Here is an 18,240-nt window from a genome sequence, read left to right as displayed (position 1 = left end):
TCATTTTTCGGGACTGAGAAAATTTAAATGTTAAAATTTTCATCACGCTACTGATCTAATTTTATGTATTTGTATGTCTTTTGTATAAAAGCCAAATTTGAATCCAACTTCTTCTTCATAAACAAAGCTTTGTATCCCTACATTATACTCAATGGGTGCATCCAATTCTTTCATGATATTTAGTATTCGGTATAATGTAGTTTTTGAAATCCCTAATCTCAAGGCTAACACATTAGAAGGCCCTGTCGCTTGAAGTCGAATCAATTGATCTATTCTCTCTATACATTCTAGTTGTCGGATAAAAGTCATAATTTTTCACTTTTAGTTTATTTATACGTATTGTTTAATTGTGGTTATGACGGGGATATCTACGTTAGTATGATTTTGTTATATACTATTTTGTTGCTTAGGGATTATACATACACAAAATCTTTAAAAAAAGAACATTTAGACACTACTCAAATTATACTTCCAGTTTGATAATAGTATGTTCTTTGCTTTATAAATAAGTTTTGTAGCATCATCTGTTGATTTTCCTTTTATATAGAGTTTATGAATCCATATGTATACTATTACTTCATAAGGTTGTTGATGTACTAAATTATACATGAACTCATCTAGTTTTATTTGAAGGGCCAAAATAACATCAGTGATGAACTTACTTTTTTTGTTGTATCCAAAATGTTTCATTCCTAATTTTTGTTTGGTCAAAAGTAGTGGAGCTCCTTCTATGAAAACAAGAACTATAAGTCGGAATTGATAAAAATCGGGTAATTATTCCATAAAGGATAACCCTATTTTTGAATATAAAGTAGCAAAAACATTAGGCTAACGTAATATCAAACTAACAAATGGTTTCAATCATCTCACCTTCATCTTTTATAAAACTTTATGGGATTATGACTTATTTTTTGAGCAGTAAAAAAGTCAAAAATCTTAGAAAAAGATCAATTCAAAATTCTTCAAAAAAAATTCCCAGTTTCAAAAAATGAAACTAGCATATACTATCATTGCATCGTTTTTGAGGAAAAATGTCTTCGGTTTTTGGGTAAATAGTATCCCTTACTAGAATATGTAGCCTGAAATCCCAGGACCATATTCTTGCATAGGAATATGTTGCCGGATTTTCCGGGACGACTTTCCCACTTTGGGAAAACCTCCCGGAAAACCCGGGGCATTTTTCCCGATTACATAATCATTCTAAATAATAATTAAAACCTATAGAATATGAATAATTTATTAGTAGTACCACAATTAAAAAGCTTTAAAAATGGAGAATTCTCCAAATACACCCGTACCGTCATAGAATTAAGTCAAGAGCACGACTTGGATACCATGGGGTTAAGTATATACGCCGACAAACTTGTATCAGAGTATAATGCTTTTAGAGCGGTGTATAAGAAAAATCGAGGTAGTATTCTTACTCCAGAATTAGCCATGCTTGATCGCCAAAGAGATAATGGATTAAAATTAGTGCAACGTAGCATCAAATTGATTGCTGATTTTTCTGATGATGAGCAGGATCGTAATCAAGCCAACATGGTGTATAAAGTGTTTAGCAAACATGGTAAAGATATCTATGATATGGCCTATAATCAACAAGGTGGAGTTATGGATGAAATTATTGAGGAAATTGAGGGTGACACACAACTAAGCACCGCAGTTAAATCCTTAAATCAAGGTAAACACTATAGCCAAATGGTAAAAGCGCACCAGGGATTTGATACTGTTTTTAAAAAACGCATCAAAGAGCAACAACAGTCACAAACCGAGCTTAGTATTACCGAGTTACGAAAACAAACTACGGCAGCTTTAAGAGAGTTATTGGATTGGATTTTTATTCATGCCAAAACCAAAGGGATCGCACAATTTGAAATCTATATTGGTAATCTTAATGCCTTGACTGAGCAATACAATATATCGGTAGAACGTCGGCTAAATAATGGTAGAACAGAAATTGATCAAGATCTAAATGATGATTTTGATCCCAACCAGGGAGAATAGTATGATAGACTTAACTAGTTCTAAAAAATCGTTACCATTTTTTTAGAACTAGTTATTGTTAAAATCCACATAAAGTGTAACAGATATCAAGTATGGTCGTCTAGTACTATATACACGCCTAATCACCGTGTTACATTATGGGTATCTGTTAGGTACCAAACCTTTATCAATCAAACAAACATCCAAATGAAATCAATCAATCAAAAAGCATTTGCTTTTCTATTTCTATTTTCAATTTTTTTACTAAGTAGTGCCCAGCCAAGCAACGAAGCTATTGTAGGGACCATAAAAGGAAAAGTAATTGACAAAAATCTTAAACAACCCATCCCCTATGCCACTATTGTAATTGCAGATGGAGCTAATAAAATTATTAGTGGTGGAATAAGTACAGAAAATGGTGATTTTTTAATTACTGATATTCCAAAAGGGAACTACACTTTTAAAGTTCAATTTATTGGGTACACTACACACTCGCAACCCATAGAAATCTCAAGAAAGAGTAAGGATATCGATGTCGGAACCGTGGCTTTAGAAGAAAGTGCAGAAGCATTGGATGATGTAACCGTTGTTGCAGAGCGTACTACTATTGAGCAAAAAATAGACCGCAAAGTAATCAACGTTGGAAAAGACCTTACTACTACCGGGGGTACTGCAGCAGAAATTATGAATAATATCCCATCGATTAACGTTGATCAGGATGGTAATATCGCCCTTAGAGGGAACGAAAACGTACGTATTCTTATCGATGGTAAACCTACAAATATGAGTGCCTCTCAATTGTTAAAACAAATCCCGTCTACTTCGATCAAAAAAATCGAATTGATCACTAATCCTTCTGCAAAATACAACCCAGAAGGTATGAGCGGGATTATTAATATTGTGTTACACAAAAACAGTAATATAGGGTTTAATGGTAACATAAATACTGGAGTAAACTTTGATAAAAATGCTCGTTTTAATAGCTCTATAGATCTAAATTACAGAACCGGAAAGGTGAACGTTTATGGTAATTATGGTGCTAATGCCGCAAAAAACCTTAATGCTGGTTTTGTACTAAGAGAAGACCAAAATTATCTAACTAATTTTAGTTTTTTAGACAATAACAAATCACACTTATTTAAAGTTGGGTTCGATTATTACATCAACGATCAAAATACAATATCAATATATACAAATCAGAATCTATTCGATGGGTTAGTTGATGGTACTACAGACATCATCTTTTTAAATAATGATCAAAACGATCTCACGCAGAACCTTATAAGTGACAGTGAGAATCTGGGGTCAACCTATAACATTGACTATAAGCACGATTTTAAAAAAGAAGGGCACAACATAGAACTCGAAATAGATTATAATGTTTTTGAAGGAGACAATGATGATCAATTCAATTTTAGTGGTGGAGATGGTTCTTTTACCAACTATAACGACCTTATCGATAACGAAAGACAGAATACAACCATCAACCTGGACTATGTAAACCCTATTTCTGAAAAAGCCAAATTAGAGTTAGGGTATGAAACAAGATTAAGAAGAACAGATAACATTTATCAATCTACACTTTTTCCAGATTCAGAATATACGTATGATCGTGACATCCATTCTTTATATGCCACCTACGGAAAAAATAATGAAAAATGGTCATATCAAGCTGGAGTACGATTAGAAAGTTATCAAGTTGATGCAATTTTTAATGGAGAAAAAATATTTGAAGATGAAATTTTAACAGCGTATCCATCTGCCTATGTCACATATACCCCCGCAGAAAAAAGCACCTACCAATTAAGCTATAGCCGAAGAGTAGACCGCCCAGGATTAAATCAAGTAAACCCTATTAGAGAATGGAGTACACCAAGAATTATTTCTATAGGAAATCCATCATTAGATCCGCAGTTTACTAATTCTATTGAAGCAAATTATACCCGAAAAATAGAAGGTGGATCAATCACCGGAGGGGTATTTTATCGTCTAATCAATGATGAAATAAACCTTACCTTAATTGAGAACCCGAATGTTGAAGAAGGACAAATACTAACCTTTGATAACTTTGATAACAATTCTGCATACGGAATCGAACTCTCCAGCAATTATAGACCGACCAAATGGTGGAATTTTAATGCAAGTTTTGATTTATATGGGCAAACTGTAAAAGGAGTAGTAGAAAACGTTTCTAGAGAAGTTGATGCTGTAATTTATAACTTTAGAATAAATAATAATTTTAAAGCAACTAAAGACTTAACCTTTCAGATATTTGGTTTTTATCGCGGCAAACAAAAAGGAATTCAATTTGACATGAAACCATTCTATTTTATAAATACAGGAGCCCGATACAACTTTCTTGAAGGAAAAGGAACCGCGAGCATTAATTTTAATGATATCTTTAATACTCAACGATTTAGATTTGATGGGGATTCTCCTTTCCCTCAAAACGGAAGGTTTCAAGGAGAAACTCAAACCGTTTATTTAGGGTTTTCATACCGTTTCGGAAGCGGAAAAAACAGAAAAGTGTCCAGAAAACGAAGAGATGCTAACGAAAAGTCAGGTGGCGGATTACTTTAACTAAATTTTTCGTAAAAAAAATGTTAATTCATTAAAAAATAATCAATATATTGGTTAAATTTAATACGAAATACGCAAAAAACTTTATAAAGTTAAATAATTGTAAAAAATCAGTGAAAGCTGTAACACTTCACAATTTGCGACGTTTATTATAGTACAGTCATGGTTATGATTTATTTGAATTAGCCTTTAAAAAATAATAACCGAATTTTTTATATACAAAACGCGAAGTACTCACTTCGCGTTTTTCATTTTATACTGTTACCATCGTATTATTGCACTTCCCCAGGTAAATCCACTTCCAAATGCAGCAAGAACAACTAAGTCACCTTTTTTTATCTTACCAGCTTCCCAAGCCTCTGTTAGTGCAATAGGAATAGAAGCTGCCGTAGTGTTACCATATTTCTGAATATTATTGTACACCTGGTCATCAGATAACTGAAACTGTTTTTGTACAAATTGCGAGATTCTTAGGTTTGCCTGATGTGGGATTAACATATCAATATCAGCAGCACTCAGATTATTTGCTTGCAGACCTTCGTTAATTACTTCAGAAAAACGAACTACTGCATTTTTAAATACAAACTGTCCGTTCATATAAGGATAATAAGGTATGTCTTCTTGTGGGTTTTCGGCAATAATTTCTGGCACCCAATGTTCTGTACTTGGTCCTTCTAAAGATAATTCTTTAGCATGCGCTCCTTCACTATGTAAATGAGTAGATAAAATACCACTCCCCTTCTCTTCGCTTCTTGTTACTACAGCGGCTCCTGCACCATCTCCAAAAATAACCGAAACACCTCTACCTCGAGTGGTCATATCTAAACCTCCACTATGGTTTTCGCTTCCGATGACTAAAACATTTTTATACATGCCGGTTTTGACAAACTGATCTGCAACCGATATAGCATACACAAATCCACTACATTGATTTCGTACATCTAATGCTGGAACTGTACTCATATTCATCATATCCTGAACTCGTACTCCTCCTCCAGGAAAGTACATATCCGGGCTTAGGGTTGCAAAAACAATAAAATCAATATCATCGGTCGTTAAATTGGCCCTTTCTAATGCGATTTCGGCAGCCTTTACTCCCATAATTGAAGTACTGTTACCATCTCCTTTTTTGATATGGCGTCTTTCTTTTATACCCGTTCGTTCTTGAATCCAGGCATCGTTAGTGTCCATTACTTTAGAAAGATCATCATTGGTTACCACATTTTCGGGAACATAATATCCTAAACCTGATATTTTTGAAGTATACATATATCTAATTATTGTGTATTGTGCGTTATTCTATAATTCATTAAAAACTGCCGCACAATATATGTATTCTTACAATCTTGATAAAAGAAACTTCAATGATATTGTATGCATGCATAATAGTTCTTAACCTTAGAATTTCAGGTTAAATATGCCTTTATTAAATAGGCGATCAAATCGTGTATACTAAAAAAGGCTGCAAATATTTGACTTGCAGCCTCTTTTCCCCCAATCTTCCTAAAACTTAGAGTTTCAGAAAATTTTTAACTAATATTTTATTTTTACTTTTTACCTTAACCGTGTATACGCCTTTCTTGTAATTTTTTAAAGAAATTGTATTTCTAATCCCTGGATTATTTTTCTCTGCAAGAATTAGCCCCTCGGTATTCAAAACTTCATAGGACGATGTCGCGATATGATCATTAAAATCTATGTAGACTTCTCCTTCTCTTGGATTTTGATATATCGAAAACACTTTCCTTTCTACTCCGCTCATCATCTCCTATAACATGTTCTTTAATGATTGATTATGAATTTTGATATACACAAATATATCCAATCAATACCCACCAAAACATACGTAACCCTACGTAATTATTCAAAAAAGATGGTTGAAAAAGAGGTGTTTTATGGTATTTCGGGCTTGATAATAATTTAAAGTTAACATCTGGTTAAGTCCCTAATACTAAACATATTTATGTTGTGTTTCCCCTCCCTCTGGGAGAGGATTAAGGTGAAGGTGACCATTATGAAAAACCCTCATCCTAGCCTTCTCCCAGAGGGAGAAGGAAGTAATCAAGTTTAGAAAAAGTTGATTTCAAATTAAACTCGCACTAAAGTAGCAGCTCTTTATTTTTTTGAGACCAAATAAGAAGCGAGTTAGGTTTTTGATCTATATGAAGTTTCCTGATGATATTAGCACGATGTTTTTCGACAGTTCTGGTCGATATGCTTAAAAAATCTGCTATTTGGGTACTCGTCATTTCGTCGGCAATAAGCCTCAAGATTTTTATCTCTGATGGAGTAAGGTTTTCTATACTTGTAGTATCTCCTGTTGTATGCGAGAATCGTTTATATATTTTTTCACTAAAATAAGACTTGCCCTGGCAGACATCTGCAATGCAGGCTTCTATCTCGGTTAGTGCAAATTCTTTTAATAAATACCCTTGAATGTTATACTTCACAGCATCTTCGAATATCTTTTTTTCTTTGTGTAGCGTGATTAAAACAATTTTAGTATTGATTTGATGTCTTTTGCATTTTTTGGCAATATCGATCCCAGTCATATTAGGCATTTCAATATCTAAAATTGCTATATCTGGTTTTTCTTTAACAATGGTATTATATGCCGAAAGTCCATCGGTACATGAAGCAATAATATTATACTTCTTCTCTTTTAAAAAATCTTCAAGTCCCTTTAGTAACAAAGGGTGATCATCTGCAATAAGTATATTAGGTTTAAGCATGCTTCGGAATATTAAAAATCAATGTTGTCCCCTTATCAATTTCCGAAAGTATATTAAAACTAGCTTTCAAAAATTTTGATCGTTCTGCCAAGGTTTTTAAGCCAATTTTGGATGCAGCCATTTTCTCTTTAGAAACATCAAATCCTTTACCATTATCTTTAATAACAATCTCTATATCCTGATCCTTATTACGTACTATAATCTCTGCAGATCTGGCATTAGAATGTTTAAGAATATTATTAAAACTTTCTTGAACCAATCTATAAATATTAATTTCTCGTTCTTGATCAAAAACTTTGTCGATATCATCAATTTCTGCAGAAATAAAAATATCATAGTTTTCGTCGATCTTCTCCACACTACTTTGCAATGTTACAGTAAGCCCCAATTCTTCTAATTTAAACGGATGCAACGTCCTGGATATTTCACGCACCTCATCTATAACACCATCAACGACAGTTGCAGTTTTATCATCTTTATTTTTTAACACTCTATTTTTAATCAAAAGCAAACTTTGACCCACACTATCGTGTAAATCCTTAGAAATTCGTTTGCTTACACGTTCTTGAGTTTGAAGTAATTCTTGTAAAAATGATTGTTGTAATTTTTTATTTCGCATTAAGAAAATCCTATTTCTATATAAATAAATGCTTAAAAAAAGTAAACTTAAACCAATCCCTCCAAAAATCATCAGATTTTTCTTTGCTTCATCTTTAGCTTCTAAGATTTCGATACTGGCTTTTTGCGCTGCAATTTTATTTTCTCTTTTTTCTGTTTCATAGAGAGTTTGATAATAAATGACACTATTTGATCTCTTTATGTTATACAGAGAATCTTTGAGAAGCATATATTTTTCGAGATGGGCATTAGCTTCAGAAAGTTTATTAATTTCTTTATACGATTTATATAAACATTCTTCTACATCTAACTGCGACTGTACATCATTCATTTTTAAAAAAGCCTCTCGTTTCTGTTTCAAAAAAGGAATCGCTTCTTTGTATCGACCCCTGGCCATTTCTAATTCGGCCATAATATCTAAGTATACTATTTGACCATCAGGACCATTCCTAAAATCTGCATCTTGCTCTATGGTATCTATATATTTTCTGGCAATTTCTGGTTGATTTTTGTACTTCGAATAAAAAACAGAAAGATATGCCCTTGTAAACATATCGCTTTTGTAGCTTGAGCCTTTTTTAGAAAATTCTAATGCTTTTAACAGTGATGTTTCGGCATCATCATACTTTTTTTGCTTAACCAGATCTCTATAATCCATTACGCTTATTTGTGATAAGGCAGAATTATTTGGGTTCTTTTGACTGGTGAGCAAACTTCTAGCTTCCTTTCTTGCTCTCATAGCTTCATCGAACAAAGACAATTGACTAAAAATATAAGAAATATTAATCTTATTAAATGCCATGTACGTAGTATCGCGAAGCTGCACAAATAAATCATTTACTTGTTGGTATCTCAATATAGCATTGGTTAAATCCCCTAATCTTTGATGCGTATGCCCCGTGTAATAAATCACCTTTGAAGTGCTAAGGGTATCCTTTGTTTTACTTAATATTTTTTCTGCTTTTCTAAAATCTATAATAGCTTTTTCTAAATCGGCTATTTGAAAATTAACAAACCCTTGACTGGCATATAAATTACCCAGATTGCTCTTCTTTTTAATTTTGCCGCTATCTTTCAAAATAGTATTTACAATAATTCGAGCAGAATCAGGTCTACGCACTACTTTTAAATAATGATCTGTAAGTTTTGAGGTTTGAAAGGCAGCTAAATCAATACTATCCAGTGTCTGTGCTAGATCGATATACTGCAATACGTATTTGGCATAATTTTTTTTATAAAAATCAAAGTCAGTAGACTTTATTAGTGCTATGGTCTTCGATAACGAATCCAATAGATAGAGTTTCTCTATTTCTCCTGAAGTATTTTCAACCTTGTCAACCAACCTTGTAACTCCTTCGTTTTCTTGCGAAAAACTATAAAAATGAAGTGTTACTGCAACAATACATATATATATTTTGCCTTTTAACATATTAGGGGGAATTTCTAGTCGTGAAGATAATGATAAATGTATTTTTTGAAAATGATGTATCCGTTTTTTATTCTGAAGATTATTCTTACAACATCAAAGTTCATTTAAACCCACATTCTCTCTTAGTTTCACGTTTTTTTAGCCTGTTATTTTGTTTTGCATGTCGGAAAATCCATATGCTATTCTACATATGCTTCTCTAGTCTGCAACGGGATTAGTTCGGCTAACTATGTTCTCTGCGTTTCGGATACTAGAAAACTCCTCATAAACTCAAACAGATCCCGTTAGACAACGGGATTAGTTCGGCTAACTATTTTTACTGCGCTTTGCTTGTAAAAATAGAGCCTCACTAAAATGCGAAAGATGCGCCAACCACAGCGCATCTTTCTAACAACCTAACCAATAAATAAACAAACCAAGTCAGTCGGGCGACTGACTATAGGTACTTTTCATAATTTTTTACATGTATTGTTGCTTTCAAATCATGTAACAAATTATATAAGCCAAAAAAGGTTCTATTGATATACAGAAAGTGTTTACTACCTCTGTTACCATTCATCTTTCTTAGCTCTGTATTCTTTGAGTATTTCTCACTTAACTCTGTTATTTTTCCCCAAAACTCTTCATCAGCAAAATCAAAAATTTCTTCGTTAAAAGGTCTTGTAAAAAGACTTAGCATCTCGTGGAAAAGCTCCGAGAAGAATCTATTTTCTTCGGGGGTATCATCCTCTCGGAGTATTTCCAACTGGAACATTTTTTGGGCAAAAAAACGTGAATCATCTATATTTTTTTTCTCGGCTAACTCAAAATAAGGAGTATAGAATTCTAACGGCACTTTTTTTACACACCCAAAATCGATCGCTATAAGATTATCATCCTTATCCACCATAAAATTGCCAGGATGGGGATCAGCATGTACAGCTTTTAAAACATGCATCTGATACATATAAAAATCCCAGAGTGCTTGTCCTATTTTATTTGCTTTTTTTTGATTTGTATTTTGTTTTGTAAACTCGCTAAGATGCACACCATCCATCCAATCCATAGTAATAATTCGCTCACTAGATAGTGTTTCGTAATACTTTGGGAATTTTAGATGAGGTATATTTATACAAGCATCTGTTATTTCTTTACTTTGTTTAACTTCAAGTACATAATCCGTTTCTTCCAACAACTTTCCTTCAACTTCCTTGAAATATTTTTCAGAATCTTTTCCTTTAAGATTAAACATTCTGATGGCGATGGGCTTAACCATCGCCAAATCAGAACTTATACTGTTTGCAACTCCAGGATATTGAATTTTCACAGCAAGTTTTTTCCCATCTTTAACTGCTTTGTGCACCTGACCGATACTCGCAGCATTTACAGATTGAGTTGCAAACGTATCATATAATTCTTCGGGATATTTTCCGTGATATTTTTTAAATGTTTTTCTAACTAGTGGTGCTGATAACGGTGGAACACTAAATTGCGCTAAAGAAAATCTTTCTACATATGCATTTGGCAATATGTTTTTTTCCATAGAAAGCATTTGTGCTACCTTAAGCGCGCTACCCTTTAAATTTTTTAATCCATCATAGATATCTGATGCATTATCTTCATTTAATTGATCTTTAGTCAAATCAGGGTTAACGGCCTTTTTACTATAATACTTTAGATAATTACCACCCACTTTTACACCGGTCTTTACAAGCTCTGCTGTACGACCTAATTTACTGGTGGGTATTTTATCTATTGTTTTCATTATCTTATATATGTTTTAAGAAGTCTAATGTTTATTACATTCCTTACATTAATTCCATCTAACTTTTTCATTCCATAGAAATTTCCCAAAATCCAACACATTATTCAATGGCGTGTTATCAAAAAGGTCAAAAATCGTATGTACTGATTTTTCTATGGCTACATCAGTTTTTTCAAAACCTGCAGATTCATCTCCAACCCAAAAATTTAAGAGAAACAAAAATTGTAGCCATGCACCTTCAGAAAATACAGATATTGGATTTTTAGTAATCTTAAACATCTTTTCATCATTGTCAATCTCTATTAATTCTTTAGCAAAATTTTTGATATGAGTACGAAAACCTCTTAATTGATTTAGGTTTTTAAACGGAATATCATATCGTTTTAAGGCAAAAAGAACATAGCTTCTATTTAAAGTAAGCACTTCAAAAAGTGTATAATAGAGTGTCAACATCTTATCTCTGGTTGAAAAACTAGCATACTCTTTATTTCTATTCATTGCATCTACCGCCGTAATAAAGAAAGCATTCCAAATACTCTTATCCATACTATCAAGACTACCAAAAAATGTATAGAATTCTTCTTCTTTTATCTTATTGTCTTTACAAAACTTATATACAGATTTAGGATATGCATCATGCTCCAGTACATAATTCATATACTTAGAGATTATATATTGATCATTAATCGTTTGTTTTTTATTTGCAGATGCCATGTTGTAATTAATTAATTCATGTAAATATAATTATTGTTTAACTTTTTAACAAAAAGTTTAAACAAAACAAATGTTAAAGTTGTTTCAGAAAAAATGAAATTTGTTGTTCCCCAATCTTTAGTCTAAGTTTTTGACAAAAAATTACAATTAAGTGCCAGAAAAAAGATAGTTAAATGTCAGTTTGGCAGATTACTCGTATTGGTATTTTTTTTGACTATACACAGTTCAAAAAAGACACATATATAAAACCTTATACAATGACAACAGGAAATATTAATGTATCCGTAGAAAACATTTTTCCACTCATCAAAAAATTCTTGTATTCTGATCATGAGATTTTCTTACGAGAATTAATTTCTAATGCAACCGATGCAACTTTAAAGCTAAAACATCTATCTAGTATTGGTGAAGCCAAGGTAGAATATGGCAATCCTTTTATAGAAGTAAAAATTGATAAAGAGAATAATCAATTACGTATTATTGATCAAGGGATTGGTATGACTGCAGAAGAGGTTGAAAAATATATCAACGAAGTTGCTTTTTCTGGTGCAGAAGAGTTCCTTGAAAAATATAAAGACAGTGCCAAAGATTCTGGAATTATAGGTCATTTTGGACTTGGTTTCTATTCTGCCTTTATGGTAGCAAATAAAGTTGAAATTATTACAAAATCTTATAAAGATGAACCAGCGGCACATTGGATTTGCGATGGATCTCCTACATATAGTCTTGAAGAGCATAGTAAAACCGAAAGAGGAACTGAAATTATTCTTCATATCGGAGAAGATGATGTAGAATTTCTTGAAGATTCAAGAATTAGAGAATTACTGGTAAAGTATAATAAGTTTATGCCGGTACCTATTAAGTTTGGAACCAAAACTGAAACATTACCAAAACCAGAAGGTGCAAAAGAAGAAGATCCGGCTCCTACTCAAGAAGTAGACAATATTATTAATAATCCTAATCCAGCATGGACAAAGCAACCAACAGACCTAAAAGATGAGGATTATAAAGGTTTTTATCGCGAATTGTACCCTATGCAATTTGAAGAACCATTATTTAATATTCACCTCAACGTTGATTATCCTTTCAACCTAACCGGAATTTTATATTTCCCAAGACTGGGTCAGGATATGAATATGCAGAAAGATAGAATTCAGTTATATCAAAACCAGGTATTTGTAACCGATAATGTAGAAGGTATTGTACCAGAGTTCCTGACTATGCTGCGTGGAGTAATTGATTCTCCAGATATTCCTTTAAATGTTTCACGTTCGTATCTGCAGGCAGATGGTAATGTAAAGAAAATATCAAGTTATATTACACGTAAAGTTGCCGATAAGTTAAATTCTATGTTCAAAAACAACCGAGAAGATTTTGAGCAGAAATGGAATGATATCAAAATTGTGATTGAGTACGGAATGTTATCTGAAGAAAAATTCTTCGAAAAAGCTGATAAGTTTGCGTTATATCCAACTGTAGATGGTACGTATCTAACATTTGAAGAATTACAAGAAAAAATTAAAGATACTCAAACTGATAAGGATAATAAATTAGTTGTTCTTTATGCTTCTAATAAAGATGAGCAACATGCATACATTACAGCAGCTAAAGATAAAGGGTATGAAGTTTTATTGTTAGATTCTCCTATTGTTTCTCACTTGATTCAAAAACTGGAAACTAGTAAAGAGAACATAACTTTTGCTCGTGTAGATGCAGATCATGTTGATAATTTGATCAAAAAAGATGAAGAAACTATTTCTAAACTATCAGATGAAGAAAAAGATGTTCTTAAATCTGATTTAGAAAAAGTGATTCCTGCAGAAAAATATACCATTCAATTAGAAGCAATGGATAGCAATGCGTCACCATTTATGATTACACAACCTGAGTTTATGCGTCGTATGAAAGAAATGCAGCAAACTGGTGGTGGCGGTATGTTTGGAATGGGTAATATGCCAGAGATGTACAATCTTATAGTAAACACGAACCATGAGTTGGTGGGGCAAATTGCAAGTACTAAAACGGATAAGAAAAAAGAACGCTTGATTAAACAATCTTTGGATCTTGCCAGATTGTCTCAAAACTTACTAAAAGGTGAAGAACTAACTTCATTCATCAAACGAAGTTTTGAAATGATAAAGTAAGGATTATTACTATATTCTTCCACAAATTAACAACTTTGCCTCACCTCATTGTGTGGGGCATTTTTTATGTTCTTCAAAAACTCAAATAAAAAATTATGAATCAATCACCTATCAAAACCAATTATCTAATCGTTGTCGCTTTATTTATATTTTCTATACATAGTATAGCACAGAATTCTGAAAATTATATTCTAACAAAAAGTGGAGAAAAGGTATCCATTCATCCAGATTTGGAAATTACTAGTTATAAAAATCATGTATATTTCGGCTCACCGGAAGATGATATTCATGTAGGTCCTTCTTCTCACAGAAAAAGTAAAAAAATAAAAAAAGTAGAAGTCGAAAAAATTGTTGTCCGGGATGAAGTACATATTCCGTTGGATACAAATAGTAAAAAACCTTACATATTTAGAATAGTTGCAAAAAATGAGAATTATACTCTAGGAATTACTACTAGATGGAAATCATCAGGGGACTCGATGAGTAAAAACTATTTTTTAAGAGACTATTTTGCTATTTATGATACAAAAAAAGGAAAAGAAATAATTTTCGATAAATTAAATAGAGATAAGAAAAAAAGTATCAAAATAATAAAAAAGTACTTTAATGATTGCTTAGATGATAAATTCCCAACGGACAAAAAGATACTAAGAAGTTACAAGCACAAACATAATATACTTCAGAATACAAATCAGTTAGAATGTAATTAGTTTTCTTTTTATCAGATAGACCATTTATGAAACCGCCTCACTGAAAAGATCAGTTGAAGCGGTTTTTTTATCACTTTTGATATAAAGGGTAAAACGTTTAACTTCGTATGCGCTATCCATATCCCAGAACGATGAGAAATCGATATCCTATATTTATAATTCTATTCTTAATTAACATCACAATATATGGGCAACATGGTGTTTCGGGCTATGTAAATATCGAACATCCAGAAAAATGGGAACAAAATGTACATCTAAGTCAGGTTCATTTTGAAGAAAATACAGAGACATATACTGCTACTACTATCGCATCAGTGCCAATGACCAAAGAAGGTTTCTTTGCTTTTGATCAAAATTTATTTACTTCAAAAAATCGAATCTATAAAATACATATTAATCCAATTTCAACCGAAGAGAGAGCGATTATCTCGAATAAAATAAAAAACTACAAATTATTCATTCTATCAAAAAATGACTCCATTTATTTTAATAAAGGACAAAATGTATTTGGAGATTATAAAACGACAAGCAACGCCAATCTAGAATGGCAAAAACTAAAAAAGTTCGAGGCTAGATATGAAAATTTAACCAATGATTTTGATCCAAAACAATACCTTCTTGAAACTAAAGGATATGTAAAAGATTCTTTGCAAATTCTACTGGTAAAACTTATAGGCATTAAAAAACTAGATGATCAAAATTTATTAGAAAAAGATATAAGGGCAAATCCGAAATATTATCTGGACTTTTTGAAGGAGTTAAAGTCGAGCGATATCGACCCTAATTTCTATCTATACCTGGAAAATAAGCTCACATTTGTAACTAAAGAAATTACAACAAAAAAATACAACTTTAGTCTTTGGATAAATGCTATAGCTGTTTTTATCATTGTTTTATTGGTCTTTTATATTTTTAAGTATCAGAATAGATTAAGAAAGAATGCTACCAAATCTGCATTAAGTAAACAAGAAGAAAAAATAAGAGACCTTATTGTATCAGGAAAAAGCAACAAAGAAATTGCAAATGAGTTATTCATTAGTTTGAGTACCGTAAAAACTCATATCACAAACATTTACAGTAAACTTAACATCTCTACACGAAAAGAATTACTTCTTAAAAAATAAAATCATATGGGTACTAGTACCATATTCATTCCTTCTAATACAAGAATAGAAACTTTTTAAATAGTTATTTGCTTCAAAAAAATGTCATTTATATGAAGCCAATACTCCATATCCTATTTTTAATGGTTATATCATCTGGATATAGTCAATCTTATGTTTTATCAGGAAACCTATTTGATCAAGATAATCAACCCATAGAAACTGGAGATGTTCTATTATTCGACCAAACACAAAAACTGATAAAATCCACAATTATAATTGACGGAAAATTTAGTTTTGACACTATTGAAACTGATACATATACACTCTCGATTTCAAGTCTGGGATATAAAACCGAATTAAGAACCGTTCAACTAGACTCTGATAAAACAATGGCAATTGTTTTAAAAGAAACTACAGTCGCATTAGATGAAGTTACTGTAAAAAGCACCAAAAGTAATTTTAGGATCGAGAACGGAAATATAAAAGTTACTATAGAAAATTCTATTTTTGAATCACTCTCTACTCCCACTGAAGTATTATCAAAATTACCGGGCATTCAGATCAGTCCAGATCAAGAATCTATATCAATCATAGGAAGAGGAAGCCCATTAATTTATGTAGATAATCAAAAGATTGACCTAGATCAATTAAAATCGCTATCTACTGAAAGCATTAAGAATATTGAAATTATAGATAACCCTTCTGCAAAATACGAAGCCGAAGGAAGAAGTTTAATTCTCATTACCAGAAAACAACGCAAAGATGATGGATACAAAATTCAGCTATCAGAAATAGCTTCATTTAAAAGAAAGTTTAGCAATTATGCCCAAATAAACGCGAATTTCAAGAAGCATACATTAGAGCTCAGAACTAATTTCAGCTATAATCAATTGGGATTTTGGGAAAGTGTTGACTCTAAACTTATCATTCCCTCTCAAAATATTACATCCCAACAAGAGACAAAGGCCACAGGTCCAAGACCTCAGTTTATTTGGGGTGGTGATTTCTTTTATCAACTGAACCCAAGTGATTATATATCAGGTCAGGTGAATTATAGAGCACATATTGATAGGTTTCCGGTAGTTACAAATACAATTCTGGATGTGAATCAAGTAAAAGATTTTATCATTTCGGATAGCCAAAATAATGCTCCCAGAAGTTTTTTAAGTAGTAATATCAATTTCAATAAAAAACTTACCAATACGAGTACTGCGTTTTTGGGCATTCAATATTCTAACTATACAAGAGACTTGAAAAGCTTAATTTCTAATAATATAAACCAAACCGGTTTCGCAGTATCTCAAAATCGTGATCAGCAATATCAAATCAATGTTTTGGCATTGCGTGTAGATCTTGAAAAAAAGCTAAGCAAAAATACTACGCTAGAAATCGGCGCAAGTTTATCAAATGGAGATGCCGTAGCTTTTTCAGATTTTGAATTTTTCACCCCTCGGGGACGTATAACTTCAACTTATGATTATGAAGAAGATATTTATGCCTCATATATTCAAATATCAGGAAATATTAAAAAAATCAGCTATTCTGCTGGAGTGCGATCAGAGGTCAATACTGTAAAAGGTGGTTTCAGAAACGATCAGGAAGTATTGATCGATAGAAAACAAACACGGTTATTTCCTAAAATCAAAGTAACTATTCCAATAGATAGCACTAAAAGTATGACGCTAAATTATAATGCAACCATAAACAGACCCAGCTACCTTAATGCAAGTTCTATAAGCACATTTATCAATCCCCTGGTAGAGTTCTCTAGAAATGTTAATCTAAAACCAACAACAACCGAAGAAGTATCTACAAATTTTCAGTACAAAAAATACGACCTGACCCTTAGCTACTTCAAAACTAAAAACCCAGTTTTTTTTAGCCCAATATTTGACTCATCAGAAAATAGGATCATCTCATCTCCTCAAAATTTTGAAGAAGAATCGGGCTACTCATTGCAACTACGTAACACAACAACCTATAAATTATGGACTATGATTAATGCTGTAACGGCCAATTATAGTAAAATAAATGATGCAGCGGCACTACTTCAAAAAACAAAACCATATATATACTATTACTCTAATAATGAATTTAAACTCAACCCCAAGACCACTATAGCTTTCAATTTTTGGGGGCTAACAAAACGATACCAAGGTGTTTTTAAGCGAAATTCTATTTTTGTATTGGGTGCATCTCTATCTAGAACATTTTTCAAAGATTTCCAGGTTACTATAAACGCAAATGACATCTTCAGAAACATGAATTTTAGAGATCAATACACCATAAATAATATCACATCGGAAGATATATTCTATGTAAATGCACAAGAAATTTCATTTTCTCTGAAATATTCTTTTGGAAAAGAAAACAAATCATCTTTTAAAAATAAAGATATAGATGATAATTTGAATAGAATGTAATTATTGCTTCACCCCATAAAGAAAACTTATATTTGTCGATCGTTTAAAAACTAAAAT

14 protein-coding genes are annotated in these 18,240 nt (G+C 32.1%); 6 read left to right on the top strand and 8 right to left on the bottom strand.

Annotation, left to right across the window (positions count from 1 at the left end; all coding sequences use genetic code 11):
* Nucleotides 1-42: 42 nt before the first annotated feature.
* Together JJQ60_RS11325 and JJQ60_RS11320 are read right to left on the bottom strand one after the other, a co-directional pair.
* Entirely contained in the window at nt 43-309 is a 267-nt protein-coding gene (locus tag JJQ60_RS11325; protein ID WP_201919784.1) for a hypothetical protein, read from the bottom strand.
* Between the two features lie 138 nt (nt 310-447).
* The gene (locus JJQ60_RS11320; protein ID WP_201919782.1) at nt 448-690 is read right to left on the bottom strand and encodes a hypothetical protein; all 243 of its coding nucleotides are present in this window, start codon (nt 688-690) and stop codon (nt 448-450) included.
* 537 nt (nt 691-1,227) lie between these two features.
* Here JJQ60_RS11320 and JJQ60_RS11315 point away from each other — a divergent pair.
* Both JJQ60_RS11315 and JJQ60_RS11310 read left to right on the top strand, forming a co-directional pair.
* Entirely contained in the window at nt 1,228-2,004 is a 777-nt protein-coding gene (locus tag JJQ60_RS11315) for a DUF6261 family protein (RefSeq protein ID WP_201919781.1), read from the top strand.
* Between the two features lie 186 nt (nt 2,005-2,190).
* On the top strand, nt 2,191-4,563 hold the full coding sequence (locus tag JJQ60_RS11310) for a TonB-dependent receptor domain-containing protein (RefSeq protein ID WP_201919778.1): 2,373 nt from the start codon (nt 2,191-2,193) through the stop codon (nt 4,561-4,563).
* Nucleotides 4,564-4,824: 261 nt separating this feature from the next.
* Here the strand turns inward: JJQ60_RS11310 and JJQ60_RS11305 are convergent, their stop codons facing one another.
* The 6 genes from JJQ60_RS11305 to JJQ60_RS11280 form a co-directional block, all read right to left on the bottom strand.
* Entirely contained in the window at nt 4,825-5,832 is a 1,008-nt protein-coding gene (locus JJQ60_RS11305) for a 3-oxoacyl-ACP synthase III family protein (RefSeq protein WP_201919776.1), read from the bottom strand.
* Nucleotides 5,833-6,073: 241 nt separating this feature from the next.
* Complete coding sequence (locus JJQ60_RS11300) at nt 6,074-6,328, bottom strand: T9SS type A sorting domain-containing protein (RefSeq protein ID WP_201919774.1); 255 nt, start codon at nt 6,326-6,328, stop codon at nt 6,074-6,076.
* 334 nt (nt 6,329-6,662) lie between these two features.
* Complete coding sequence (locus tag JJQ60_RS11295; protein ID WP_201919772.1) at nt 6,663-7,295, bottom strand: response regulator; 633 nt, start codon at nt 7,293-7,295, stop codon at nt 6,663-6,665.
* Nucleotides 7,288-9,342: a tetratricopeptide repeat-containing sensor histidine kinase gene (locus tag JJQ60_RS11290; protein ID WP_201919770.1), complete on the bottom strand. Its 2,055-nt coding sequence runs from the start codon at nt 9,340-9,342 to the stop codon at nt 7,288-7,290. Before JJQ60_RS11290 ends, JJQ60_RS11295 begins: the two co-directional genes overlap by 8 nt.
* Before the next feature lie 436 nt (nt 9,343-9,778).
* On the bottom strand, nt 9,779-11,086 hold the full coding sequence (locus tag JJQ60_RS11285; protein ID WP_201919768.1) for an ABC1 kinase family protein: 1,308 nt from the start codon (nt 11,084-11,086) through the stop codon (nt 9,779-9,781).
* Nucleotides 11,087-11,134: 48 nt separating this feature from the next.
* Nucleotides 11,135-11,800 carry a TetR family transcriptional regulator C-terminal domain-containing protein gene (locus JJQ60_RS11280; protein ID WP_201919766.1) on the bottom strand — a complete coding sequence of 222 codons (666 nt, stop codon included), beginning with the start codon at nt 11,798-11,800 and terminating at the stop codon, nt 11,135-11,137.
* 257 nt (nt 11,801-12,057) lie between these two features.
* On the opposite strand from JJQ60_RS11280, the gene htpG reads away from it, so the two are divergent.
* The 4 genes from htpG to JJQ60_RS11260 all read left to right on the top strand — a co-directional run bounded on the left by htpG (nt 12,058) and on the right by JJQ60_RS11260 (nt 18,183).
* Nucleotides 12,058-13,944: a molecular chaperone HtpG gene (gene htpG, locus JJQ60_RS11275; protein ID WP_201920718.1), complete on the top strand. Its 1,887-nt coding sequence runs from the start codon at nt 12,058-12,060 to the stop codon at nt 13,942-13,944.
* 95 nt (nt 13,945-14,039) lie between these two features.
* Nucleotides 14,040-14,654, top strand: a complete 615-nt coding sequence (locus JJQ60_RS11270) for a hypothetical protein (protein WP_201919764.1) — start codon at nt 14,040-14,042, stop codon at nt 14,652-14,654.
* A 107-nt stretch (nt 14,655-14,761) separates the two neighbouring features.
* Nucleotides 14,762-15,778, top strand: a complete 1,017-nt coding sequence (locus JJQ60_RS11265; RefSeq protein ID WP_201919761.1) for a response regulator transcription factor — start codon at nt 14,762-14,764, stop codon at nt 15,776-15,778.
* A gap of 92 nt (nt 15,779-15,870) precedes the next feature.
* A complete protein-coding gene (locus tag JJQ60_RS11260; protein ID WP_201919759.1) occupies nt 15,871-18,183 on the top strand; it encodes an outer membrane beta-barrel family protein in 2,313 nt (770 codons plus the stop codon).
* Nucleotides 18,184-18,240 lie beyond the last annotated feature (57 nt).

Source organism: Aquimarina mytili (assembly GCF_016735115.1).
In the GTDB taxonomy this organism is placed as follows: Bacteria; Bacteroidota; Bacteroidia; order Flavobacteriales; family Flavobacteriaceae; genus Aquimarina; species Aquimarina mytili.
Note: the sequence above shows the minus strand (reverse complement) of the source record. Positions and strands in the feature narration are given on the sequence as shown.

Bases quoted from the DNA above. Each gene is read 5' to 3' on its own strand.
- JJQ60_RS11325 (WP_201919784.1), bottom strand. From the start codon at position 309: ATGACTTTTATCCGACAACTAGAATGTATAGAGAGAATAGATCAATTG.
- JJQ60_RS11320 (WP_201919782.1), bottom strand. From the start codon at position 690: ATGAAACATTTTGGATACAACAAAAAAAGTAAGTTCATCACTGATGTT.
- JJQ60_RS11315 (WP_201919781.1), top strand. From the start codon at position 1,228: ATGAATAATTTATTAGTAGTACCACAATTAAAAAGCTTTAAAAATGGA.
- JJQ60_RS11310 (WP_201919778.1), top strand. From the start codon at position 2,191: ATGAAATCAATCAATCAAAAAGCATTTGCTTTTCTATTTCTATTTTCA.
- JJQ60_RS11305 (WP_201919776.1), bottom strand. From the start codon at position 5,832: ATGTATACTTCAAAAATATCAGGTTTAGGATATTATGTTCCCGAAAAT.
- JJQ60_RS11300 (WP_201919774.1), bottom strand. From the start codon at position 6,328: ATGATGAGCGGAGTAGAAAGGAAAGTGTTTTCGATATATCAAAATCCA.
- JJQ60_RS11295 (WP_201919772.1), bottom strand. From the start codon at position 7,295: ATGCTTAAACCTAATATACTTATTGCAGATGATCACCCTTTGTTACTA.
- JJQ60_RS11290 (WP_201919770.1), bottom strand. From the start codon at position 9,342: ATGTTAAAAGGCAAAATATATATATGTATTGTTGCAGTAACACTTCAT.
- JJQ60_RS11285 (WP_201919768.1), bottom strand. From the start codon at position 11,086: ATGAAAACAATAGATAAAATACCCACCAGTAAATTAGGTCGTACAGCA.
- JJQ60_RS11280 (WP_201919766.1), bottom strand. From the start codon at position 11,800: ATGGCATCTGCAAATAAAAAACAAACGATTAATGATCAATATATAATC.
- htpG (WP_201920718.1), top strand. From the start codon at position 12,058: ATGACAACAGGAAATATTAATGTATCCGTAGAAAACATTTTTCCACTC.
- JJQ60_RS11270 (WP_201919764.1), top strand. From the start codon at position 14,040: ATGAATCAATCACCTATCAAAACCAATTATCTAATCGTTGTCGCTTTA.
- JJQ60_RS11265 (WP_201919761.1), top strand. From the start codon at position 14,762: ATGCGCTATCCATATCCCAGAACGATGAGAAATCGATATCCTATATTT.
- JJQ60_RS11260 (WP_201919759.1), top strand. From the start codon at position 15,871: ATGAAGCCAATACTCCATATCCTATTTTTAATGGTTATATCATCTGGA.